At 39.3% G+C, this 23,599-nt stretch carries 20 protein-coding genes; 14 read left to right on the top strand and 6 right to left on the bottom strand.

Annotated elements, in window-relative coordinates:
• Window positions 1-230: 230 nt before the first annotated feature.
• The 6 genes from cyoA to DNK84_RS02855 all read left to right on the top strand — a co-directional run bounded on the left by cyoA (window position 231) and on the right by DNK84_RS02855 (window position 6,418).
• Window positions 231-1,133: a ubiquinol oxidase subunit II gene (gene cyoA, locus DNK84_RS02880; protein ID WP_119343077.1), complete on the top strand. Its 903-nt coding sequence runs from the start codon at window positions 231-233 to the stop codon at window positions 1,131-1,133.
• Between the two features lie 42 nt (window positions 1,134-1,175).
• Window positions 1,176-3,209: a cytochrome o ubiquinol oxidase subunit I gene (gene cyoB / locus DNK84_RS02875; RefSeq protein ID WP_119343071.1), complete on the top strand. Its 2,034-nt coding sequence runs from the start codon at window positions 1,176-1,178 to the stop codon at window positions 3,207-3,209.
• A complete protein-coding gene (gene cyoC, locus DNK84_RS02870) occupies window positions 3,206-3,808 on the top strand; it encodes a cytochrome o ubiquinol oxidase subunit III (protein WP_119343070.1) in 603 nt (200 codons plus the stop codon). The genes cyoB and cyoC overlap by 4 nt, the downstream gene beginning before the upstream one ends.
• Before the next feature lies 1 nt (window position 3,809).
• Window positions 3,810-4,142: a cytochrome o ubiquinol oxidase subunit IV gene (gene cyoD, locus DNK84_RS02865; RefSeq protein WP_119343069.1), complete on the top strand. Its 333-nt coding sequence runs from the start codon at window positions 3,810-3,812 to the stop codon at window positions 4,140-4,142.
• Between the two features lie 5 nt (window positions 4,143-4,147).
• Window positions 4,148-4,987, top strand: a complete 840-nt coding sequence (cyoE, locus tag DNK84_RS02860; RefSeq protein ID WP_119343068.1) for a heme o synthase — start codon at window positions 4,148-4,150, stop codon at window positions 4,985-4,987.
• Between the two features lie 114 nt (window positions 4,988-5,101).
• A complete protein-coding gene (locus DNK84_RS02855) occupies window positions 5,102-6,418 on the top strand; it encodes a sugar porter family MFS transporter (RefSeq protein ID WP_119343067.1) in 1,317 nt (438 codons plus the stop codon).
• Here the strand turns inward: DNK84_RS02855 and DNK84_RS02850 are convergent.
• The 5 genes from DNK84_RS02850 to DNK84_RS02825 form a co-directional block, all read right to left on the bottom strand.
• A complete protein-coding gene (locus tag DNK84_RS02850) occupies window positions 6,415-7,080 on the bottom strand; it encodes a transaldolase family protein (protein ID WP_119343066.1) in 666 nt (221 codons plus the stop codon). The two genes, DNK84_RS02855 and DNK84_RS02850, sit on opposite strands and share 4 nt — an antisense overlap.
• 45 nt (window positions 7,081-7,125) lie before the next feature.
• Complete coding sequence (locus DNK84_RS02845) at window positions 7,126-7,944, bottom strand: helix-turn-helix transcriptional regulator (RefSeq protein ID WP_119343065.1); 819 nt, start codon at window positions 7,942-7,944, stop codon at window positions 7,126-7,128.
• 420 nt (window positions 7,945-8,364) lie between these two features.
• Entirely contained in the window at window positions 8,365-9,846 is a 1,482-nt protein-coding gene (locus DNK84_RS02835; protein ID WP_119343063.1) for an amino acid permease, read from the bottom strand.
• 11 nt (window positions 9,847-9,857) lie between these two features.
• Window positions 9,858-11,243, bottom strand: coding sequence for a glutamate decarboxylase (locus DNK84_RS02830; protein ID WP_119343062.1), 1,386 nt, complete (start codon window positions 11,241-11,243; stop codon window positions 9,858-9,860).
• 196 nt (window positions 11,244-11,439) lie between these two features.
• Window positions 11,440-12,711, bottom strand: a complete 1,272-nt coding sequence (locus tag DNK84_RS02825; protein WP_119343061.1) for a citrate synthase — start codon at window positions 12,709-12,711, stop codon at window positions 11,440-11,442.
• Window positions 12,712-13,881: 1,170 nt separating this feature from the next.
• Between DNK84_RS02825 and sdhC the strand changes: the two genes are divergently transcribed.
• The 8 genes from sdhC (at window position 13,882) to mutY (ending at window position 23,372) form a co-directional block, all read left to right on the top strand.
• Window positions 13,882-14,271, top strand: a complete 390-nt coding sequence (gene sdhC / locus DNK84_RS02820) for a succinate dehydrogenase, cytochrome b556 subunit (RefSeq protein ID WP_119343060.1) — start codon at window positions 13,882-13,884, stop codon at window positions 14,269-14,271.
• Window positions 14,259-14,600, top strand: a complete 342-nt coding sequence (sdhD, locus tag DNK84_RS02815) for a succinate dehydrogenase, hydrophobic membrane anchor protein (protein ID WP_119343059.1) — start codon at window positions 14,259-14,261, stop codon at window positions 14,598-14,600. The genes sdhC and sdhD overlap by 13 nt, the downstream gene beginning before the upstream one ends.
• Window positions 14,601-14,612: 12 nt before the next feature.
• Entirely contained in the window at window positions 14,613-16,403 is a 1,791-nt protein-coding gene (gene sdhA, locus DNK84_RS02810; protein ID WP_119343058.1) for a succinate dehydrogenase flavoprotein subunit, read from the top strand.
• Between the two features lie 10 nt (window positions 16,404-16,413).
• Entirely contained in the window at window positions 16,414-17,118 is a 705-nt protein-coding gene (locus tag DNK84_RS02805; protein ID WP_119343057.1) for a succinate dehydrogenase iron-sulfur subunit, read from the top strand.
• A 283-nt stretch (window positions 17,119-17,401) separates the two neighbouring features.
• A complete protein-coding gene (locus DNK84_RS02800; RefSeq protein ID WP_119343056.1) occupies window positions 17,402-20,263 on the top strand; it encodes a 2-oxoglutarate dehydrogenase E1 component in 2,862 nt (953 codons plus the stop codon).
• Between the two features lie 20 nt (window positions 20,264-20,283).
• Window positions 20,284-21,822, top strand: a complete 1,539-nt coding sequence (gene odhB, locus DNK84_RS02795; protein WP_119343055.1) for a 2-oxoglutarate dehydrogenase complex dihydrolipoyllysine-residue succinyltransferase — start codon at window positions 20,284-20,286, stop codon at window positions 21,820-21,822.
• Between the two features lie 3 nt (window positions 21,823-21,825).
• The gene (locus tag DNK84_RS02790) at window positions 21,826-22,356 is read left to right on the top strand and encodes an adenine phosphoribosyltransferase (RefSeq protein WP_119343054.1); all 531 of its coding nucleotides are present in this window, start codon (window positions 21,826-21,828) and stop codon (window positions 22,354-22,356) included.
• A 2-nt stretch (window positions 22,357-22,358) separates the two neighbouring features.
• Window positions 22,359-23,372, top strand: a complete 1,014-nt coding sequence (gene mutY, locus DNK84_RS02785) for an A/G-specific adenine glycosylase (protein WP_119343053.1) — start codon at window positions 22,359-22,361, stop codon at window positions 23,370-23,372.
• On the opposite strand, the gene DNK84_RS14585 is transcribed toward mutY, so the two are convergent.
• On the bottom strand, window positions 23,369-23,599 hold a 231-nt coding region (locus DNK84_RS14585; protein ID WP_208123241.1), incomplete at its 5' end, for a hypothetical protein. The genes mutY and DNK84_RS14585 overlap by 4 nt on opposite strands.

Below are 23,599 nucleotides of genomic sequence, written 5' to 3'. Positions count from 1 at the left end.
TATATTTAAATAAATTTTATGATCATGGCCAGTGGCAGAGGGAAATTAAGCTTTAGAAGAAAATTTCTGTTTATTGAGAGTTTTTATTTAAAAAAAAAACGTTATACTATGCAACTAGGTTTAATGTTAACCGGTTACCGAAATGAGGAACTAAGGAAAGTAAAAATATGCGAAAACATTTTTTATACTGTATGTGGTCAAAGACGCTTAAAAAGCTTTTTGATCGAAAAATGGGGAAACCAGGCCTTGGGAGAGTCTTCTTGCTATTCACAGGGCTTGTGTCTGTATTGCTTTTAAGTGGCTGTAAATCTGGGATCTTGAGTCCTCAAGGGCCTATTACAGGTTATGAGCTTAAATTGCTAATATTTTCGATTTTATTGATGCTTGTCGTCGTTATTCCCGTGCTGTTTTTGACTTTTTGGTTTGCCTGGCGTTATCGCGCTTCTGCAACCAAGTCTAAATACAGACCCGAATGGGCACATAGCACGACTTTAGAAATTGTCTGGTGGTCTATCCCTGGGATTATCATTGTTATTTTAGCAGTGGTTACCTGGGTGACTTCACACCAGTTGGATCCATATAAGCCTTTAGATTCAGATAAAAAGCCAGTAACCGTAGAGGTTATTGCACTGGATTGGAAATGGTTGTTTATTTATCCAGAATACAAAATTGCATCGGTTAATTACTTTGTGATTCCAACACATCGTCCAATTAACTTTAAAATCACCTCAGCTGCACCAATGAACTCATTCTTTGTGCCGCAGCTAGGAGGTCAGATTTATGCGATGACTGGTATGACAACACAGCTTCATGTGTTGGCAGATAATCCAGGGAAGTACCGTGGCTTCTCAGCAAACTACACAGGTACAGGTTTCGCGCAAATGCAGTTTTATGCAAAAGCAACTTCTGAAAAAGATTTTAAAGCCTGGGTGGAAAAAGTTAAACAGTCAAACAAAGTGCTTAACTGGAAAACATTCTGGGATGGTCTTGCCAAGCCTTCGATCAATAATCCAGTGAGTTATTATGGTCAGGTTGAGGACAAGTTGTTTGATGATGTTGTCATGTCTTATATGATGCCAAACTATAAGCCTGGTCAAATGATGCATATGATGCATCGTACACATCAAGCCTAAATTGTGTTTTTAAGTGTAATATTGAATCAATAGGGAAAGAAAATGTTAGAAACATTAATAGGAAAGCTAAGCGATCCGCATAGTGTATTCCCATATATGTATGAACCTGTCAGTCAGCAACTCATTATTTTGGTAATGTTTATTTTTATTGTGCTTGGTGGCGGGTTGCTGCTTGGTGGGATTACATATTTTAAGAAATGGGGATATTTATGGCGTGAGTGGTTTACAACGGTAGATCACAAAAAAATTGGGATCATGTATGTTCTTGTTGCCTTTGTGATGCTGTTTCGCGGGTTTGTTGATGCCGCGATGATGCGTACTCAGCAAGCACTGGCATCTGGCGCTTCACATGGCTATTTGATTCCAGAACATTTTGATCAGATATTTACAGCACATGGCGTGATTATGATTTTCTTTGTTGCCATGCCACTTATGTTTGGGTTGATTAATATTGCCGTCCCACTACAAATCGGTGCGCGAGATGTGGCGTTCCCCTATTTAAATGCATTAAGTTTCTGGCTTTTTGTCGTAGGGGTGATCCTTGTTAATATGTCGCTTTTAATCGGTGATTTTGCACACACTGGATGGCTTGCTTATCCGCCTTTCTCAGAAAAAGCATTTAGCCCAGGTGTTGGTGTGGATTATTATATATGGGCGCTTCAGATATCCGGGCTTGGCTCATTGATGTCAGGAATTAACTTCTTTGTGACGATTATTAAAATGCGTTGCAAGGGTATGACATTAATGAAAATGCCGATTTTCACCTGGACTTCGCTTTGCTCTATGGTGCTTGTGATTGCAGCCTTCCCGGTTTTAACGGTAACATTAGGGTTATTAACACTAGATCGTTATCTTGACATGCATTTCTTTACCACAAGCTTTGGTGGTGATCAGATGATGTATGTTAACCTCATTTGGATCTGGGGGCATCCAGAAGTTTATATTCTGGTGTTACCAGCATTTGGGGTGTTCTCGGAAGTTGCCGCAACTTTCTCACAAAAACGACTGTTTGGCTATGCCACTATGGTATGGGCAACAATCGTGATTACGATTTTATCCTTCTCAGTATGGTTGCATCACTTTTTCACAATGGGTGCTGGTGCCAATGTGAACGCCTTTTTTGGCATTATGACGATGATTATCGCAGTGCCAACAGGGGTGAAGATCTTTAACTGGTTATTTACCATGTTCAGAGGCCGTATTATTTTTAAAACGCCGATGTATTGGCTTTTAGGCTTTATCTTTACCTTTACTATTGGTGGCATGAGTGGTGTATTATTATCAGTGCCAGGTATTGATTTCCAAATGCACAACAGTGTCTTTTTGATTGCGCATTTTCATAATGTGATTATTGGTGGTGTCGTGTTTGGTTATTTTGCCGGTTTGATTTACTGGTTTCCAAAGATGTTCGGCTTTACCTTAAATGAGCGCTTGGGAAGATATTCTTTTTGGTGCTGGATTATCGGCTTTTTCGTTGCGTTCATGCCGCTTTATGTACTAGGTGCTATGGGCATGACCAGACGTTTGTATCATTATGATGCATCTACAGGCTTTCAACCATTCTTAATTGTGGCCTGGGTTGGGTCAATGATTATTGCCTTGGGTGTTTTCTTGCAGATCTTGCAAATCATTGTGAGTATTAAAGATCGTCATAAAAATCGTGATCTTACCGGTGATCCTTGGAATGGGCGTACACTTGAATGGGCAGTTGCTTCTCCTGCACCATTTTATAATTTTGCGCATGATCCGGTAGTTGACTCTCGTGATGCTTTCTGGGAGCAAAAACAAAAAGGCTTAGATATTGAGAATAAACCCGCTGATCAAAAATCACCTTATCAGGATATTCATATGCCTAGAAACACAGGGGTTGCCTTTATTATTTCGGCATTTAGCTTGGTGTTTGGCTTTGCGATGGTTTGGCATATCTGGTGGCTTGCGATCGTTGGATTTGTTGGTGTCGGTCTTTCAATTATTGCCAGGTCATTTAATTACAACATTGATTATTATGTTAAGGCGAAAGAAGTCGAAGCCATTGAGTCTGCGCATGAAGAATTAAAAAATAAGGTGACAGTATGAGTACGGCAACAGTAGTAGATAATCACCACGACCATCATCATTTTGATGGCGAGAAAAGTGTTTTTGGTTTTTGGATTTACATTATGAGTGACTGCGTACTGTTTGGCACATTATTTGCCGTTTATGCAGTCTTTCATACACATACCTTTGGTGGGCCAGGTCCTAAGGAGCTATTTAGCTTACCATATGTATTTGTTGAAACGATGTTCCTTTTGTTCAGTAGTTTTACCTATGGTTTGGCAATGCTAAGCAGAACATCAGGCAACAAAAATCATGTTATCGCATGGCTTTGGGTAACCTTTGTTTTAGGGCTATGCTTTATTGCAATGGAAATCTATGAGTTTCACGAGCTTTATGCAGAAGGGCATAGCTGGGCGGCTAGCGCATTTTTGTCTTCATTTTTCACGCTGGTTGGTACACATGGGCTTCATGTGAGCATGGGCTTGATATGGATTGTTAGCATGATTTTCCAAGTCAAAAAACATGGTATCACGCCAATGAGTAAAACCAAATTAACTTATTTGGGTTTATTCTGGCACTTCTTGGATATCGTTTGGATTTTCGTTTTCTCCGTTGTTTATTTGATGGGAGCAATATAAGATGGCTAAAGAGCATTTATATGACAAGGACACAGGTGCTGCCTACGGGACCCACAAAACCTATCTTGTTGGTTTTGGTTTATCAATTATCATTACGATTATTGCCTTTTCTCTGGTTGGGTTTAAGCTTCTGCCACCAACAGGGCTTTATATTGCAGTAGCAATACTGGCATTGATTCAATTTTATGTGCAGCTGGTGTTCTTTTTACATTTAAGTACGGATTCCAAGGCTCGCTGGAATATGATCAGTTTTATTTTCACGCTTGTGGTCGTGCTTATTCTGGTTATTGGTACACTTTGGATTATGTTTAATCTTTATACCATGATGATGTAGGGCGCATGAAGCTTGTCAGTCTAACAAAGCCAGGCATTATCTTTGGTAATATCGTTACGCTTTGCGGTGGTTATTTTATTGGTGCAAAGGGTAATTTTTCCGCCTATACCTTTAGTGCAAGCTTATTAGGTATGGCTTTTGTGATTGCTTGTGGTTGTGTATTAAATAACTATATTGATCGAGATATTGACTGTTTAATGCAGCGAACAAAGAAACGACCGTCAGCGTGCGGGTTATTATCATTACAGTTTGCATTAAGCTATGCTTTTATCTTGGGCGTTTTGGGAATTTTTTTTCTGTATGTCGGCACCAACCTATTAACGCTTGTGATTGCACTTATAGGCCTTTTTACCTATGTGGTTGCTTATTCACTATGGTTTAAGCGCCGTTCCATTTTTGGGACGATTATCGGTGCAATCTCAGGGGCAGTTCCTCCTGTGATTGGTTATACTGCAGCAACCAATCGCTTTGATGTCATTGCAATTACGTTATTTTTAATTTTATTTTGCTGGCAGATGCCACATTTTTTTGCCATTGCCATCTATCGGATGAGCGATTATGCAGCGGCAAAAATTCCTATTTTGCCGATTAAAAAAGGCATTGCTTATACAAAAATTAATATGTTGATATTTGTGATGCTTTATATTATCGCAACGCTTGCATTAACCGTTGTTGCGCCTGTACATCTTTTGTACCTGGTTGCTGCCGTGTTACTGGGTATTGCCTGGCTTTATCTGAGTTTACAGGGCTTTGTGGTTCGTGATACATTGATCTGGTCACGCAAGATGTTTATTTTCTCTATCGTCAGCATTACCTTACTAAGTATCATGATGGCGGTTTCTTAGGGGCTTTGGTAGCTTAAATTTAGTTGGATAGTGCTTTAATTACTGATAAGTCACTGCCATGATATTCTCTAGATGGGTTTATGTTTGACTTTGCAATAGCAAAAGGATATTACAATGAAAAAATTGACACTTATTGCAGTTGCCTGTTCTATCTCAGGGTTACTTTTTGGCTTTGATGCCGGTGTTATATCAGGCGTTCTTGTCTATTTGAAAAATGATTTTACAATAACAAGTTATACTGAGGGTTTTATCGTTGGTGCTTTGCCAATTGGCGCTTTGTTTTCAGCATTATTTGCTGGTCAAGTAATGGATTATTTTGGCCGCAGGGCCGTGCTGTTTCTTACTGCAGCACTCTATCTTATCGGCACACTTCTTTGTACATTTGCGCTTGGTTTTGAATATATTGTTGCTGGTCGGATATTTATTGGCATTGGCGTTGGGTTAAGCTCAACAGTAACACCTTTATATCTGTCTGAGCTTGCACCAAAGTATATGCGGGGTAAAATCGTCACGCTTTATCTTATATCAGTCAATACAGGTATTTTCTTTTCCTACCTGTCAAACTATTTTATTTCTCATTTTGAATCATGGCGATTGATGTTCTTTATTGCTGTCGTGCCTGCAATTATCTTGTTTACATGTTTGTGGTTTTTGCCAGAAAGTCCAAGGTGGCTTTATATGCGCCACAGGTTTGCGCAAGCAGAACAGGCGTTAAAAACGCTATATGGCAAAAATTTGCCCAAAACTGATGACATTAAAGATATTCAATTAAATCAACAGGAAAAGCGTGTAAAATTAAGTCAAATTAATGCACAACAAAAACGCTTGCTCTTTATTGGCTTTGGTATTGGTGTGTTCACACAGGCCGTTGGGATCAATGCCATTATTTATTATGCACCAACAATTCTTATGCACTCAGGTGTGGTAAGTGGTAACAGTGCCATACTTGCCTCGTTACTTATCGGTTTTACCGTTATGGTATCTGCAGTGTTGGCAAGCTTTAAACTGGATCAGTTTGGTCGGCGAACAATGTTACTAAATGGTCTTATTGGCATTATTGTATGCCTGTTTATGATGTTTATTGCTTATAATGTTATCACTAGCCAAACTGTGCTGGCGTGGGCAATTCTATTATTATCTGTTATTTATGTTTTCTTTCAAGGAATTAGTGTTGGCCCGGCATGCTTTTTATTGCCTGCGGAAATATTTCCAATTGCCATTCGCGGTATTGGCATGAGTATCTCAGTTGCTGCAAATTGGCTAACAAACATCCTTGTTTCTTTCTTTTTTCCGACCATGTTATCAACAATAGGTGCTGGCAATGCCTTTTTGTGTTTTGCTGTTATTTCTTGTGTTGGCTGGGTTTTCTTCAATCGGTATGTATTGGAAACAAACAAAATATCTTTAGAAGAAATTGCTGCAAAGGCCTAAGCAAGTGCCAATAAATCATCCTTAACTGTTGCCCAGTCATGATCAAATTTCTCGATAGCTTTTTGTGTTAACTCAGGCGCTTCAAATAGTTGATCCATAAGTTCTGGTACAATCGTAATTGCTTGAGCTTGCAGTGCAATTGCATGGTTGACATCATCAAGTGTTTTTAAACTTGCCAGCATTATTTTACTTCGACAAGGTATCATCGTATTCATTTTGCAAATCAGATCAATTTCCTGTTGCCAGCTTGGATTGTTATTTTTAATATGATGATAATAGGGCGCGATATAGTCAACGTTTAATTTACACGCTAGCATTGCTTGTTTTGCACTTACAACAGCGGTTGCCAGCACTTTGATTTCCTCTTTAATTAATTGCTGCATTGCCACTATACCTGCTTGTGTTACCGGAATTTTTACGATGATTCTGGCAGATATGTTATGCAATTTACGTGCTTGATCAATGATTTTATCAGTGCTTTTTGCGGTGACTTGCACGCATAGCTCTTTTTGTTGTAAATGCAATATCTGTTCAATTGTCTGCATTGGCGTATCATGACTTTGTGATAATATTGAAGGGTTTGTCGTAACACCATCAAGCATTGTTTTATAGTGACAGTTTTTAATAAAATGTGTATCAGCACTATCTAACCAAATTTCCATTTAAGACTCCTGTATTGAAACTGTTTATTCAAAATTAATTAAACCTTATGAGCTTTGTTGCAGAAATTGTTCCTGACTAATAATAACCCCTAGCTCAAAAAGGTTATTACATTTTAGTCGATGCTTCATGTTTCGAATGTGAACTTCAATTGTGCGCTGCGATAAACTTAATTTATGTGCAACTTGTTTCATTGAATATCCACAACTTAGAAGATAAGCAACGTTTAATTCTGCTTTAGTAATATAACAGTTTTCCGTCGCAGATTTTCCATAAAATAGCCGATTGTTTTGATTTAATTGTTTTATCTTGTCAAAATTCTCTGTAAATCGGCGATTATCATGATTTTCTGGCTTTAATAGAATTTTGCCTGTCTCAGCACGTTGAATCAGATGGCGGGCTTTGTAATGAAAGTGGTAAATAAATTTATCTAATGCTTCGATACGGCTGACAAGGCTGCTATCACTTAATTGAATGTGCTTTTCAAACCCAAAGTGATAATAGTTGATTCTGTGTTGCCCTTTTCGGATGATGGTGAGTCCATTATCAATATTAAATGACCTGGCTTCGGTATATATTGGAAATGGGTTCAGCCATTGCCATAGCAAATAGCCATCCAAAAAATGATCCAGGTTATGTTCAAAAATTGCCAGATCAAATAGTCGTTGTTTGTAATAGTGTGCTATCCAGTCAGGGTGCGTGGTTAAACGAATATGTGCTCCATCAAAGTAATTAGCATCAAAAGTAAAATAATTTACGCCAAGTGGTTTAAGTAAAGCCAGAAATGCCTGCATCTGGGCTGTTGTTGTAAAAGTTAACGTATTTTTATAAAAGCTTTCATCAAGCTTAATAACGTCCTGTTTCATGTTATGACTCTTAACTATAATATATTAAATTGTAATTTGCTGACAGGCTAAATATAACCTGTATGGTATGTATTACAAGCATTTGCAACAAAAAAATAATCAATATTACGGGTTTTCCACAATATTTTCTATAGCTGACTCATAGTATTATATTCTTCAGTGATTAAATTTAGCTTTAATATGCGCCAGTGGGGGCTGCTTTGTACACTGCAACGCATGCGTTGCAGTGTATGGGGGTTTTTTTGTAAATCAGAAACTTTTTTCACAACTGAATATTTATCGCATTAATTTTTTCATTTTTTTATTTATTTTTGTAAAGCTTGTCTATACTCAAAGTTGTAAGGCGAGCCAAGAGCCTTTCCCCTCCTTAGATGACCTTTATATAAAATGGCTCGCCTTCACTCTATATTTTTTTTCATTTTATTCTTTTTCATGATACAAGCCAATGCGATTATCTTTGATAAATTTTTGCCAATGATATTGATGCTTATAAATGAGGCTGAAGATAATATGCGGCGTAATGATCAGTGCTAAATAGCATATAATTAATGCAGCAAGGTAACCATCATAGATATCAGCTGCTACAGAAGAAGGTCGAGAGAATGAGATAAAAAAAGCCAGTAACGTGAATACTAAGCCCATGACAGCAATTATAAGCCCAAGCTTATGTGGCAGATTAAATTTTCTTGGATTGATTGTGTTTGGTACTTTGATTTTTAAGTAGCAATAAGCAAGGAATAAAATAATATACATCGTTAGATAGGTAATAACCGTTAAAGTCATTGCGGTGAAAAAAGCCATATTCCCGCTGCCAAATGCCATTCCAGCCAATGTCAGCACAATTAGCCAAATAGAAACAATGATTGCTTGAAAAACTAATAATCTTATCGGCATAAGATGTTGATTCGTTTTGGCAAAAAATGGTGGGAGCAGACCATCTTGTGCAGCATGTTGAATCCCTCTTATTGGGCCATTTATCCATGATGAAATCTCACCTACAGCGCTAAGTGTGATCAATAAGGAAAAAGGATAGATAATCCAGCTGACACCATAATATTTAAATAAGAATAAAAAAGCTTCAAAAATACCACCACTTAGTGAGATGTCTTGCAATGGAACAACCATGGCGATTGTGATAGCACTTAATGCTGCAAGGATAATTGTCAATAATACTAACGTTATAATTGCCAGTGGATAATTTTTAGCTGGGTTCTTTAGATGATTAACATGAACGGCAGAAGCTTCAGGTCCCATGTATGACAGGATAAATGATACAAGCACGACTAAGGCGGTAAAATTAGAAAAATTTGGAAAAAATGTATTGATTGAAAAGCTTATTTCAATTTTATTGCCACTTGAAAAATAGCTGATGCCAAGAATGATTAAGATGATGATAGGAAATAAAATGCCAATAAAAAAAGCATATGAGGCAATAAGTTTGGTGATTTTTGTACCAAAGAAGTTGGCAAGGGTGATCAGCCAGAAAATAATTAACAGGATGATTAACTGGCTTATAGAGGGTTTTGCTAAAATTGGGTAATCAAATGCATAGGCAATTCCATTAGCGATGAAATAAAGCATAGCAATAAAACCAAGGCTGACTTGCGCCCATTGTAAAAATATCATGAAGAATCCCCAGCGTGCACCAAAGGCTGCTTTTCCCCAGCTAAAAACACCTGCATCACACCAACCTTGCCCGCCGGTACCAAGCTCTGCTGCAATCAAACAAACCGGGATAAACCAAAAAATGCCTGCAGCCATTAAAAAGAAAATTGTTGAGAAACCTGAGGTGGCAAATGTTGGGTAGGCATATATGCTAACCACCATTGATGCGGTAATCATTAAAAAACCAAAAAAGCCAAGTTGATGCTTGGTAGGGATATGTTTGATTTTGTGTTTCATGGTGAAAGCCTCTAGTGTGGGATATTTTTGCCGTGACGATGTGTTTGGGGTGTATTGTTATCGCTATTGTCGAGCTTTTTGATCACCTTATCCAGATCACTTAAGAAATCTTGGGCAAGCGTTAGGCTAAAGTTTTCTTTGACAACAACCCTCAGTGCAATAATATCTTGCGCGTTTTCTGGCATGCTATAGGCGGGAACAACCCAGCCATAGATGCGCAATTGCTCTGAAATATCATAGGCGTCATAATGGTGTTTTCCATTAAGTACAAAGGTGACTACAGGTTCCATTCTCCGTGTGCCAAGCACGCTAAATCTATCATGTTGTGTTAATGCTTGACTGAGGTAGTTACTCACGGCCATCATATTATTAACGATTCTTGTATAGCCTTGCTTTCCCAGCCTTAGAAAGTTGTAATATTGTGCAACGACCATAGAGCTGCCACGTGAGAAATTAAGAGTATATGTCGGCATGTTCCCACCAAGGTAGTTGACATTAAAGACAAGGTCGTTCGGGATAACGCTTTCATCTTTGAAAATAAGCCAGCCAATCCCTGGGTAAACAAGCCCATATTTATGCCCGGAAAGGTTGATAGACTTTACTTGTTCCAGTTGAAAATCCCATTTGATTTTGTCATCTTGAAATATTGAGATAAACCCGCCACTGGCCGCATCGACATGAAGCGGAATATCCCACCCGTAATGTTTTTTGGTTTCTAATAACAGCTGGTTAATCTCTTCTATTTCATCATATTCTCCAGTGAATGTTGTGCCTAAAATAGTGGCAACACAGATGGTGTTTTCATCTATTAAAGGACGAACATCTTCAGCAGTAATGTGATAGCGATCTTTGTGCATGGGGATGATTTTAGGCTCTACATCAAAATATCTGGCAAATTTATCCCAGCAAATTTGCACATTGCTGCCCATGATAATATTTGGTTTGGATGCATCTTTTCCTTGTTTTTTTCGTTGATTCCGCCAAGAGAATTTGTGTGCAAGGCCTGCAAGCATAATGGCCTCAGATGAACCTATTGTCCCTGTGCCGACATAATTTTGATTTTCAGGCGCATTAAGGAGCTCTGCAAGAATATGAACACATCTTTCATGTAGCTTTTCAACTTGTGGGTATTCATCATGATCAATGAAGTTTTTATTGAGGCTTTGGACAATCAGATCATTTGCTTCAGGCTCCATCCAGGTCGTCACAAAACTTGCTAGATTGAGTATCGGTGTACCATCAAGATTTAATTCATCTTCAATTAATTGTTTGGCCACCTTTGCCGGCATACCACACTCACTGATAGAAGAAAGTGTGATGTCATCAAGGTCATAACGCCCAGCGTAGGTTGAGATATCCTCAATTGAAAGGTTTTTTTGGGACTTCTTGTGTATCATTGCTAAATCTCCTGTATTGCTGTGACTTCCATATAATAGGTACATCCTTTTATAAGTGCTAAATTTATCCAAATATAAAAAGCAATTTATAGCAGCATGCTTGTATTTGTATAAATATATTGCACTCTAGGTATAAAGGGGCAATGGAGATTTGTCAATGATAATAGGGTCTTATTGTGTAATGAGAATAGATGTATTAAGGTAGATCGCGTTTATCATGGCCAATATATAACTGGCGTGGACGACCGATTTTTGCTTTTGGATCGCGTACCATCTCAATCCATTGACTAATCCAGCCAGAAGTTCTTGCCAGGGCAAATATTGGCGTATACATCGTCGTTGGGATATTTAAGGCTTTAAGGATGATGCCGGAATAGAAATCAACATTTGGGAACAGCTTTCTCTCGATAAAATAGTCATCATGTAATGCAATTTCTTCAAGTTTCTTAGCGATGACTAAAAGCGGGTTATCGCTGTCGCCAAGTTGATTTAAGATTTGTTCACAGGCTTTTTTCATTGCTGTGGCACGCGGGTCTGTATTTTTATATACACGATGACCAAAGCCCATTAATCTAAATGGATCATCTTTGTCTTTAGCCTTAGCAATAAATTTCTCAATATTGCTTGCATCACCAATTTTTTCTAACATTTTTACCACAGCTTCATTGGCACCGCCATGCGCAGGCCCCCAAAGTGCAGCGATGCCTGCGACAAGTGCTGCATAAGGGTCTGTACCAGTTGATCCTGCCAAGCGAACCGTAGAAGTTGAAGCATTTTGTTCATGATCAGCATGTAGGATGAAAATAGTATCCATGGCTTTTGCTGCTAGATGATCTGGTTTGTAATTTTCGTTATCAGCAAACATCATATACAAGAAATTCTCAGCATAAGAAAGCTCTTTTTTTGGCGCAACAAAATCAAGGCCTTGGCTATGACGATAAGTCATTGCAACAAGTGTTGGCATTTTTGCAATAATGTTTTTTGCTGCTTGTATTTGTTGTTCTGGAGATTTTTTATCCATATGTTTTTGGTTCTCTCCGGCTAAGACACTTACCGCTGCCATTAATGGGGCGATCGGATGAGCATCTTTTGGAAAAGCTTTAATAGCCGCTTTAACATGGTTATCAGCGGCCATGTTTTCAATAATCTCATCGCTGAATTCATTTAACTGCGCTTTTTCAGGTAATGCATCATTTAATAAAGCATAGCAAAGGGTGTTATAATTTGATTTTTCTACCCACTGCTCAATAGGGTAGCCACGGTGTAATAAAATACCTTTATTACCATTGATAAAAGTGATTTTAGACCAGCAGGCAGCAGTTGATAAAAAGCCAGGATCATAAGTAAAGATACCTTCTTTAACAAGGCTTGAGACATCAACGGTTTCCTGTCCTAGTACGGGTGTGTGTACAGGCAGCTCAAGTGACAGGTTTTTGTGTGCTACCGTAAGTGTTGCAGTTTTTGACATATAGTTCTCCATATATTTGGTCAATTTTTACTTGAGTGCAAGCCAGGCTTTTACAGATAAAATTACTATGTAATACAGCTTTGCGCCAACGCCAAGGATAAAATTGCAGGCAAGTAAATTTGCGCATATTTAAACGCATAAGTGCTTTGTTGTCAAACAAGAGCAACCAAACACAAAAAGCCTATATGCCGGTTGCAAATCCTAAATTTCGGTAGTTATTTTACAAAGAAGCGTCTTCTCTGTAAAGTAACAATTGTGGAGTGCGTTAGCAATAAATAAACTGTCCTAATGAGCAATATATAAATTATCTGTACTAAACAGCACAATCACTTAGGTGTTTTGGATGACGAAGGGTGAGTAAAAAAACCGCAGTTATTCACTGAAGTTACGCACTTTCCATCTTTGTATATTACCTCAGGGGCTTCTCATTCATTCTGCCTGGTTGGTCACATAAATATTTTCAGTGCAGTCATTCCCGAAAAGCAAAGCTTTGGCGGGAATCCACGCCAGAGTCATTCCTTCCCAATAACGGTTTGAGCCTTATGCAAAAGCTTATCTAACGGCAGAAAAAGGATAAATGTATTTCTAATGAGACAAACGCTTTTAAAAAAGTCGCTAGTATATGTTTTACCCTTGTAGAAAGCGAAGTACATTTACTCTGCTTGCTTTCGTTTTTGCTTGGATTTTGTCTTTTCAAAAAAATGTCCATTTTGCATAAGCCAAGGCCGTGCAAGCCGCTCAATGTTTATTAAATAAATGCGCAGCCATTTTTTAAGTAATTTTGCCATTCTATATTTAACTTTAAAATTTATATGCTTAATCTATGCTGAGGATATTAACATTAACTCTATTAATAAATCAAATAATTAATTCATTTGATTTGAATTATATGCTCGCAGGTTGAAAGTGTATTTCTTGAAGAAGTTGGCATTGTTGCTTCTTTGAGACTGGAACTCATAATTTTTTATGCTAGAATACAACGTATTTTGTTTCACACAACGAGTATTTGTTAGTTGATAACCCCTATCATTAAGCGGTTTTGTGGCGCTTTAATGTTAGATATGCTACTTGTGGATCATTTTGCGATTTTTAGTCTTAGAGTGATTTGTAAGTGACATAAAACAAATAGCAAATATCTAAAACAACATAGGTATTCGGGAGAATGAAATAATGAAGCATGAAGGACCTAGGAATATTAGTCTTGGCTCGATCGCAGGCTATAAATTTCCTATTACGGCAATCAGCTCGATTTTGCATCGTGTAACGGGATTATTAATGGTGGTTTTACTGCCTTTTTTATTATGGGGCTTTGATTTGTCTGTCAGAGGTGGCGATTCATTTTATTATGTGCAGTATTTATTATTGCATACGCCATGGAGTTTTGTTGCATGGCTTTTCTTATCCGCAATCTCTTATCATGTGTTTGCTGGTATTCGTCATTTGATTATGGATTTAGGCATGGGTGAAGAGATGACAGTTGCCAGGATCACATCATCTTTTGTCTTGATTCTAGGTGTTTTAGCAGCAATTTTTTGGGGAGTTTGGTTATGGCTAATGTAACAGCATGTACACGATCAGGGCTAAAAGACTGGTTTTTACAACGCGTCAGTGCAATTATTATCATACTTTATACGATCTTTGCTATTGTGGCTGTGTTTTGTGTATCGGCACATGGCAACTACCATACATGGGCTTTAATATTCCACAGTACGTGGGTGAAAATTTTTACCATTCTCGCATTTGTCTCATTGATTGCACATGCGTGGATTGGGATGTGGACGATTTTCACCGATTATATTAAATGTGCCTGGCTTTCAGGTGTGCTTCAGGTAGCTGCAATTGCTGGATACTTTATTTGCTTTATCTGGCTAATCTGTATTTTATTTTAAGAGGTTTATGTAATGAAAATAGCAACACAACAGTTTGATGCAATTGTCGTTGGCGCAGGTGGCGCTGGAATGCAAGCGGCATTTCAGCTGGCGCAATCTGGGTTTAAAACGGCTGCGATTTCCAAGGTTTTTCCAACACGTTCGCATACCGTCTCAGCACAAGGAGGCATTGCCGCGGCACTTGGAAACGTTGAGGACTTTGATGATGATTTGCCTGCCGATGATTGGCGCTGGCATACTTATGATACCGTTAAGGGTTCTGATTATATTGGTGATCAGGAAGCCATCGAGTTTATGTGTGAAAACGCACCGCAGGCTATTATTGAACTAGAGCATATGGGCATGCCTTTTTCTCGTTTAGAAAATGGTAAAATTTACCAACGTGCCTTTGGTGGTATGTCAAGAAACTATGATGTAGGTAAAATTGCCAAGCGTACATGTGCAGCTTCTGATAGAACTGGCCATGCGTTATTGCATACGTTATATCAGGGGAACTTAAAGCATGAAACCAAGTTTTTTAATGAGTGGTATGCTTTGGATTTGGTGAAATCCTCTGAAAATGCGATTGCAGGTGTTTTAGCAATGAATATGGAAACCGGTGATATCGTCTTTTTTCAATCCAAAGTTACCATTTTAGCAACAGGTGGCGCTGGTCGTATTTATGAATCAAGCACAAATGCGCATATTAATACAGGTGATGGTATTGGTATGGCCTTGCGCGCTGGGTTTCCTTTACAGGATATGGAGTTTTGGCAATTTCACCCAACAGGAATTGCCGGTGCAGGTGTTCTGGTTACCGAAGGCTGCCGCGGTGAAGGTGGTGTGCTTCGTAACAAAAACGGTGAGCGCTTTATGGAGCGTTATGCGCCCAATGCAAAAGATTTAGCGTCACGTGATGTGGTATCACGTGCTTCACAACAAGAAATTAACGAAGGTCGTGGCCTAAAATTTGCTGGTGTTGACTGTGTAAACCTTGATTTAACACACCTGGATGAATCTGTGATTAAAGAGCGCTTACCTGGTATTCGTGAATTAGCGATTACCTTTGCAGGAGTTGATCCATTAAAAGAGCCAATTCCTGTTGTGCCAACCTGCCATTATATGATGGGTGGAATTCCAACGAATAAGTTTGGCCAGGCAGTAACCCAGGATGCACAAGGCCAGGATGTTATTATAGATGGCTTATACGCTGTGGGTGAATGCGCCAGTGTATCAGTACATGGTGCTAATCGCCTGGGCTCAAATTCATTGCTTGATTTGGTTGTTTTTGGTCGTGCTGCTGGCATGCATGCTGAGGATGCACTGCGTGCTGGAATGCAACATCGCAGACCGCAGGAAGATGGCCTGGAAAAAGCAATGGAAAGATATAACCGCTGGGAAAACAACAAATCAGGTGAATCGGTTGCAGATCTTCGTGCTGAATTACAAAAGGCAATGCAGGTTGACTTTAGTGTTTTTAGAACGCAAAAGCAAATGCAAGAAGGGTTAGAGCGCTTAAGATCATTACGTGATCGGGTAAATAAAGCAGCGCTTGCTGATCACAGCCATGTGTTTAATACAGCAAGGATTGAGGCATTAGAGCTTGATAATTTAATGGAAACAGCAATGGCAACAGCTGTTTTGGCATTAAATCGTACTGAGTCTCGAGGTGCACATTCACGAGAAGATTATCCTGAAAGAGATGATGAAAACTGGTTGAAGCATTCATTGTATTATCTGCAGGATGATCGTTTTGCCACAAGAGAGGTTAATATGAAACCAGTCAAACTTGAACCTTTTAAACCTAAAGTAAGAAGCTACTAAGGAGTAGACGATGGATGTGAAATTTAAAGTATATCGCTATAATCCTGAAGTAGACAAGAAGCCTTATTATCAAGATTATACCGTTGAAGTAGAAAATGAAGGCACAAAAGTGCTCACTGCCATTGAAGCAATTAAAAAACAAGATCCAACGTTAGCTGTTCGTCGGTCTTGCCGTGAAGGGGTCTGTGGTTCAGATGGCATGAATATTAATGGCCAAAACCGCCTGGCATGTATCACCTCTATCGGCGAGCTTAAGCAGCCAATTAAGCTACAGCCATTACCAGGGTTGCCAGTGATTCGCGATTTAATTGTGAATATGGATCAGTTTTATAAAAACTATGAAGCAGTCAAACCTTACTTGATTCCAGATGAAAATGACAATCCTGTTAAAGAACGATTACAATCGCCTGAGGATCGTGCAAAATTAGATGGCTTATATGAATGTATTTTATGTGCTTGTTGTACAACATCGTGCCCATCGTTTTGGTGGAATCCAGATAAGTTCATCGGGCCATCTGGTCTTTTGCAAGCATATCGTTTTGTGATTGATTCGCGTGATGGTGCAACCAAAGAGCGTTTGAAGGATTTAGAGGACCCTTTTAGTGTTTTTAGATGCCGCACGATTATGAACTGTGTCAGTGTGTGTCCAAAGGGGCTTAATCCAACAAAAGCAATTGGTAAGCTTCGCTCAATGATGTTGAAAACGAATATATAAGAAAAAAAGCACTGATGCTTCAGTGCTTTTTTCTATGCTGATTTGCTATGTATGTATAGGTTGGCTTGTGATTATTAAATAGCAAAATGTAAAGCGAGAAAAACTATAAAATCGCTTGTCAGTGGTATAAGATAATAACCAGGTGAACTGATAAATTGCTTGTTTGTTAATGTGTGAACTTTATGTTTTATGATAAGCTGACAGATTGTTGCGTTTTGTTGCACATTTTTCAAAATCGAAGATGACAACATAAGTTTAGTGAAAAATAAAAAAGAGCAAAAATATGAGTGATAAACAACCATCGATGTCTTCATGGTGGGGAAGCTCGCAGTTCTCAGGGGCAAGCAGTGCCTATCTGGATGCGATTTATGAAGACTATTTGAACAATCCAAATTCGGTAGAACCTTCTTGGCGCCAGTACTTCGACAGTATTGCTAATGGCCAGCATGATGTCTCACATGCGCAAGTAAGAGAGGACTTTGTTGCGCTTGCCAAGAATCCTTATCGCTTTGCAAAAGACAAATCTTCAGCAAATGGGCAGTTTTTCCCAGAAGGTGGTGATAAGGTTTCTGCGGTAATGGATCTGGTTTACATGTATCGAAGCGTTGGACACAAGATGGCACATATCGACCCTTTGGGTATCAAAAAGCCTGAAAAAACGCAAGAATTAGATCCTGAGTTTCATGGCTTAAAAGAAAAAGATTTATCTGAAAGCTTTAATGTTGGTATTTTCTCTGATTATAAACCAATGCCATTAAAGGATATTATTGCGAAATTAAAGGAAATTTATACAGGTTCTATCGGCTATGAGTACATGCACTTAAACAGCATGCCAGAGAAGCTTTGGATTCGTCAGCGCATTGAAAAACAAGACACGCCTTTTACCATTGAACAAAAAAAATGGCTTTTATCACGCTTAACAGCGGCTGAGGGTTTGGAGAAATACCTTGGTATGAAGTATGTAGGTCAAAAGCGATTCTCTCTAGAAGGTGGCGAATCAATGATTCCTGCGTTAAATGAGCTTATTGAGATGGCTGGCAGTTATGGTGTCGAGGAAATCGGGCTTGGTATGGCACACCGTGGCCGTTTGAATGTATTAGTCAACATTATGGGTAAATCACCTGAGGAGTTGTTTAAGGAATTTGAAGGTTCACAAGACAAGAAGTTTCTCTCAGGGGATGTTAAATATCACTTGGGTTTTGCTTCATGGCATAATACCAAAAAAGGTAAAGTGCGTTTGGCACTGGCTTTTAATCCCTCGCACTTAGAGACAGTTGACCCTGTCGTTGAGGGTGCTGTCCGTGCAAAGCAGGATTTCTATGATGACAAGCCTGAGCAAACGGTTATTCCAATTTTGATGCATGGTGATTCTGCATTTTGTGGGCAGGGTGTTGTGATGGAGACTTTTGCTTTATCACAGACACGCTTTTTTGGCACTGGTGGAACAGTGCATATTGTTACCAATAATCAGGTTGGCTTTACCACGAGTAAAAAAGAAGATAATCGCAGCAGTACTTATTGTACTGATATTGCCAAAATGGTTGAGGCGCCTGTATTCCATGTTAACGCAGATGATCCAGAAGCGGTGATCCGTGTAACAAAGCTTGCGATGGATTATCGTATGACATTTAATAAGGATGTGGTGATTGATCTTGTCTGCTATCGTCGGCACGGACACAACGAGGCAGATGAGCCATCTGGAACACAGCCTGAAATGTATGCAGTTATTAAAAAGCTGCCAAGTACAAGAGCGATTTATGCTAAACAGCTTGAAAATGAAAAAGTGGTCTCAAAAGAACAGGCTGATGCAATGTTGAAAGCTTATCGCGATCGTATACAAGAAGGTAAGGTTGTTGCTGATATCACAAAAGCAGATGCATCACATAAACCAAAATGCACAGTTGACTGGAAGCCATACATCAACCAAAAATGGGATCAAAAAGTCTCAACAAAAGTTGATAAAAAGCACTTGATTCAACTGGCAGAAAGACTAAATGACTTACCAGATGCTTTACAGCTTCAACCCCAAGTTAAAAAGGCAATACAAGAGCGCGTTAAAATGGCTGCCGGTGAAGTTGAAGCTAACTGGGGATTTGCAGAGGTTTTATCCTATGCAACACTGCTTGATCAAGGTTTTCATATACGGTTATCTGGTGAGGATTCAGGGCGTGGTACCTTTTCACATCGCCATGCGGTATTGCATAATTACAATTATGAAAGCGAAAGCCTGCCAGCCTATGTACCTTTACAACATATTAATGATCAGGCGAAATGTCATATTATCGATTCTGTTTTATCTGAATATGCTGTTCTTGGATTTGAATATGGCTACAGTTGCTCAGCACCTGAGTCACTTGTGATCTGGGAAGCACAATTTGGTGATTTTGCAAATACAGCACAAGTAGTTATCGATCAGTTTATTGCTGCAGCAGAGGAAAAATGGGGGCTTTTAGCAGGTCTTGTCATGCTGTTACCACATGGCCAAGAAGGCGCTGGTGCTGAGCATTCTTCAGCAAGACTTGAGCGTTTCTTGCAGCTTTGTGCTAATGACAACATGCAAGTATGTATTCCAACAACACCGGCACAAATGTTTCATATGATGCGCCGACAGATGATTCGACCTTATCGTAAGCCGTTGGTTGTGATGTCACCTAAAAGCTTGTTGCGTCACCCATTAGTGCACTCAAGCCTAGATGATCTGGCAGATGGTTATTTCCATAATGTTATCGATGAAATTGATGATTTCGATAAACAAAAAGTTACCCGAGTCGTACTGTGTTCAGGTAAAGTTTATTATGACATGCTTGCGAAGCGACGTGATCATGAGATTTGTGATGTTGCTTTAATACGCCTTGAGCAGTTATACCCTTTTCCTGAAAAGGATCTAAGTGAAATATTGCAAAGCTATGCACATGTTAAAGATATTGTATGGGCGCAAGAAGAACCAGAAAACCAGGGTGCCTGGTGGATGATTCAACATCAATTAAGGCGTGTGTTGTCGGATTCACAAACATTATCCTATGTTGGTCGAAATCCTGCGTCTGCGCCGGCTGTTGGCTATCCGTCTCTTTTCCATGAGCAGCAAAACAGGCTTGTGAACGCGGCGTTAAAAATAGACAATGATAAAAAAGAAACTGATAAATAACATTAAAAAAGGGCAAAGAAATGGCAGAGATTAAAGTTCCAGTTTTTCCGGAGTCGATCGCTGAAGGAACGATTGCAAGTTGGCATAAAAACAAAGGCGATCGTGTTGAAGAAGGTGAAGTGATCGCGGAAATTGAAACAGATAAGGTAGTAATGGAAGTGCCTGCAACTGAGTCTGGTGTTTTAAGTGAAATTAAAAAAGAAGAAGGCGATAATGTGACTTCTGAAGAAGTGATTGGTGTCTTATCAGAGGCCGAAGATACATCATCTGCACAAGGCGCTGATGATGAAAAAAAGGCTGAAAAATCACAAGATAGCAATGCAGATGTTGCAGATGACGCCAATACAGATGAATCATCTGCTAAAAAAGATGACAATGCAGGTAAAGTCGTTGTCGTTGATGCACCATCTTTCCCAGAATCCGTTGCCGAGGGGACCTTGGCAAGCTGGCATAAAAAAGTTGGTGATGAGGTTCAAGAAGGCGAGACTATCGTCGAGATTGAAACTGATAAAGTCATGATGGAAGTGCCTGCACCGGTGACAGGTGTGTTGAGTAAAATGATTAAAAATGAAGGGGATACCATTATCTCTTCAGAAGCGGTTGCTGAGATTACGCAAGGTGCGACAGCGGATACAAAAAGTACAAAAAAAGAAAATCAAGAAGATCAACAAAAAGATAAATTGCCAAATGATAACTTATCTCCATCGGTAAGAAGAGCCGTGGGCAGTCAGGATGTTGATGTATCAAAAGTGCAAGGTTCAGGTAAAAAGGGCCGTATTACCAAACAGGATGTTACGGGTACTTCAAAGCAAGAGTCATCTAAAAAGGCAGATGCTGATGAGACAGCGTTTAGTGGTGATCGCCCTGAAAAACGGGTCCGCATGACGCGTCTTCGCCAGACAATTGCAAAGCGTTTGGTTGAAGTTCAGCATACCAATGCTATTTTAACCACATTTAATGAAGTCGATATGAAGCCTGTGATGGATTTAAGAAAGCAGTATAAAGAGCTTTTTCAAAAAACACATGATGCAAAGCTTGGCTTTATGTCATTTTTCTTAAAGGCTGCAACAGAAGCATTAAAGCGTTATCCTGAAGTAAATGCGTCAATTGATGGCGATGATGTTGTATATCATGGCTTCTTTGATATTGGCGTTGCTGTGGGTTCTGATCGTGGTTTAGTGGTGCCGGTGATTCGTGATACAGATCAAAAATCTTTTGCCAAGATTGAGTCTGATATCGTACAAAAGGCCATTAAAGCGCGTGATGGAAAGCTTTCTTTAGAAGAGATGCAAGGCGGAACGTTTACGATTACCAATGGTGGAACCTATGGATCAATGCTTTCAACGCCGATTATTAATGCACCACAAAGTGCAATCTTAGGCATGCATAATATTGTTGAACGTCCAGTGGTTGTTGATGGTGATATCGTGATACGTCCTATGATGTATCTTGCACTGTCATATGATCATCGTATTATCGATGGCAGTGTGTCAGTGAAATTCTTAAAAACAATTAAAGAGTTGATCGAAGATCCTGCAAGAATGTTGCTGGAAGTCTAGTACATGTACGCTGACAAGTTAAAAGCACTGATTGAATCAGTGCCTGATTTCCCACAAAAAGGGATTTTATTTCGTGATATCACACCACTTTTGGCTGACCCTGAAGGTATGCACTTAGTCGCCCAAACTATGGCACAAAAAGTCACGCAATTGGCACTTAATCCAACGGTTATTGCTGGGCCTGAAAGTCGGGGGTTTATTTTTGGTGTGGCATTAGCACAGCACTTATCCTTAGGGTTTGTACCAATTCGAAAACCGGGGAAACTGCCAAGAGCTGTATATGAATGCCGCTATCAATTAGAGTATGGACAGGATGCCTTACAGGTTCACAAGGATGCATTTAAACAAGATGATCGTGTGCTATTGGTTGATGATCTTTTAGCAACAGGTGGTACGGCGAAAGCGTGTGTTGATTTAGTTCAAGAAGCAGGTGCGAGTGTAGCAGCCAATTTTTTCTTGATTGAGCTTTTAGGGTTAAAAGGACGTGATAAATTGACATCAACAACGGTTGAAGCATTACTTCAATATCCTTAGTGATGATAAAAATATCCTTTAATATTGCTGACTATCAACGTGATTTATTGGCGTGGTACAAGCATTTTGGACGGCATGATCTGCCTTGGCAGGGGGATTTTAATCCCTACTATGTATGGCTGTCTGAGATTATGCTGCAACAAACGCAAGTGACAACAGTCATCCCTTATTTTACTCGGTTTATCGAAAGTTTTCCTAAAGTTACAGATTTAGCTAAGGCAGATCAGGATGTTGTTATGCAACATTGGGCCGGGCTTGGTTATTATGCCAGGGCACGCAATTTACACAAGAGTGCCAAAATCATTGCCAATGATTACCAGGGTATTTTTCCTAATGACTTTACACGTTTAATACAGCTACCAGGCATTGGGCGCTCTACCGCAAATGCAATTTTATCGATTGCCTTTAATCAAGCAAGACCCATTTTAGATGGTAATGTGAAGCGGGTATTTGCCCGGCTTTTTGCTATTGACCAGTATCCAAGCCAGCAAAATACAGAAAAGCAGTTATGGCAGATTGCACATCAATTAATGCCAGATCAAAAAACTCAAGCTTACACGCAGGCACAAATGGATTTAGGCGCAACGCTTTGTACACGTACCAGGCCCAAGTGCTCAATATGCCCATTGCAGTCTATCTGTCAGGCTTATCATGAAGGCATGCCTGACGCATATCCCATAAAAAAGGAAAAAAAATCAAAGCCAATAAAAACAGCTTTGTATCATTTGTATCAATATAAAGAAGCCATTTTTCTCATCAAGCGTCCAAACAAAGGAATCTGGGGCGGACTTTATACATTGCCAGAATCACCATTAGCTATGGGGCAATATACACATATGCTGTGTGACACACAAAAACACAGTTTCACGCATTTTGATTTATTCTATGAGATTAAAGCCTATACGGTTGATCAGGAATTAATGACGCAGCACAGTGAAGGTAGATGGGTGGATATTGCAGATTTAGACAGTTATGCAATGCCAGCACCGTTTAAAAAGTTAGCCAAGTTCCTTTAGCTTAGCTCAAATGTAATATTGTTTAACTTTGTGTTTTTTTCAAAAGCGCAAATTTTGTTGATGGCCAGAATAACAAGTGCGCCGAAAGTAACATACAGTAGAGGTAAAAGGTAGTGATAGCCAGCATTGGAAAGTAATAACAGTAAAACGGGTGTGAATCCACCAAAGCTGGAGCTGGCAAGATTATAGGTGGTAGCTAACGTGAGCTCGACATAAGTGTTCATAAA

It is taken from the genome of Facilibium subflavum (genome assembly GCF_003574485.1).
Classification (GTDB): domain Bacteria; phylum Pseudomonadota; class Gammaproteobacteria; order Francisellales; family Francisellaceae; genus Facilibium; species Facilibium subflavum.
This window is presented reverse-complemented; position numbering and strand designations above follow the sequence as displayed.

Coding starts and splice junctions, on each gene's coding strand:
- cyoA (WP_119343077.1), top strand. CDS start 231: ATGGGGAAACCAGGCCTTGGGAGAGTCTTCTTGCTATTCACAGGGCTT.
- cyoB (WP_119343071.1), top strand. CDS start 1,176: ATGTTAGAAACATTAATAGGAAAGCTAAGCGATCCGCATAGTGTATTC.
- cyoC (WP_119343070.1), top strand. CDS start 3,206: ATGAGTACGGCAACAGTAGTAGATAATCACCACGACCATCATCATTTT.
- cyoD (WP_119343069.1), top strand. CDS start 3,810: ATGGCTAAAGAGCATTTATATGACAAGGACACAGGTGCTGCCTACGGG.
- cyoE (WP_119343068.1), top strand. CDS start 4,148: ATGAAGCTTGTCAGTCTAACAAAGCCAGGCATTATCTTTGGTAATATC.
- DNK84_RS02855 (WP_119343067.1), top strand. CDS start 5,102: ATGAAAAAATTGACACTTATTGCAGTTGCCTGTTCTATCTCAGGGTTA.
- DNK84_RS02850 (WP_119343066.1), bottom strand. CDS start 7,080: ATGGAAATTTGGTTAGATAGTGCTGATACACATTTTATTAAAAACTGT.
- DNK84_RS02845 (WP_119343065.1), bottom strand. CDS start 7,944: ATGAAACAGGACGTTATTAAGCTTGATGAAAGCTTTTATAAAAATACG.
- DNK84_RS02835 (WP_119343063.1), bottom strand. CDS start 9,846: ATGAAACACAAAATCAAACATATCCCTACCAAGCATCAACTTGGCTTT.
- DNK84_RS02830 (WP_119343062.1), bottom strand. CDS start 11,243: ATGATACACAAGAAGTCCCAAAAAAACCTTTCAATTGAGGATATCTCA.
- DNK84_RS02825 (WP_119343061.1), bottom strand. CDS start 12,711: ATGTCAAAAACTGCAACACTTACGGTAGCACACAAAAACCTGTCACTT.
- sdhC (WP_119343060.1), top strand. CDS start 13,882: ATGAAGCATGAAGGACCTAGGAATATTAGTCTTGGCTCGATCGCAGGC.
- sdhD (WP_119343059.1), top strand. CDS start 14,259: ATGGCTAATGTAACAGCATGTACACGATCAGGGCTAAAAGACTGGTTT.
- sdhA (WP_119343058.1), top strand. CDS start 14,613: ATGAAAATAGCAACACAACAGTTTGATGCAATTGTCGTTGGCGCAGGT.
- DNK84_RS02805 (WP_119343057.1), top strand. CDS start 16,414: ATGGATGTGAAATTTAAAGTATATCGCTATAATCCTGAAGTAGACAAG.
- DNK84_RS02800 (WP_119343056.1), top strand. CDS start 17,402: ATGAGTGATAAACAACCATCGATGTCTTCATGGTGGGGAAGCTCGCAG.
- odhB (WP_119343055.1), top strand. CDS start 20,284: ATGGCAGAGATTAAAGTTCCAGTTTTTCCGGAGTCGATCGCTGAAGGA.
- DNK84_RS02790 (WP_119343054.1), top strand. CDS start 21,826: ATGTACGCTGACAAGTTAAAAGCACTGATTGAATCAGTGCCTGATTTC.
- mutY (WP_119343053.1), top strand. CDS start 22,359: ATGATAAAAATATCCTTTAATATTGCTGACTATCAACGTGATTTATTG.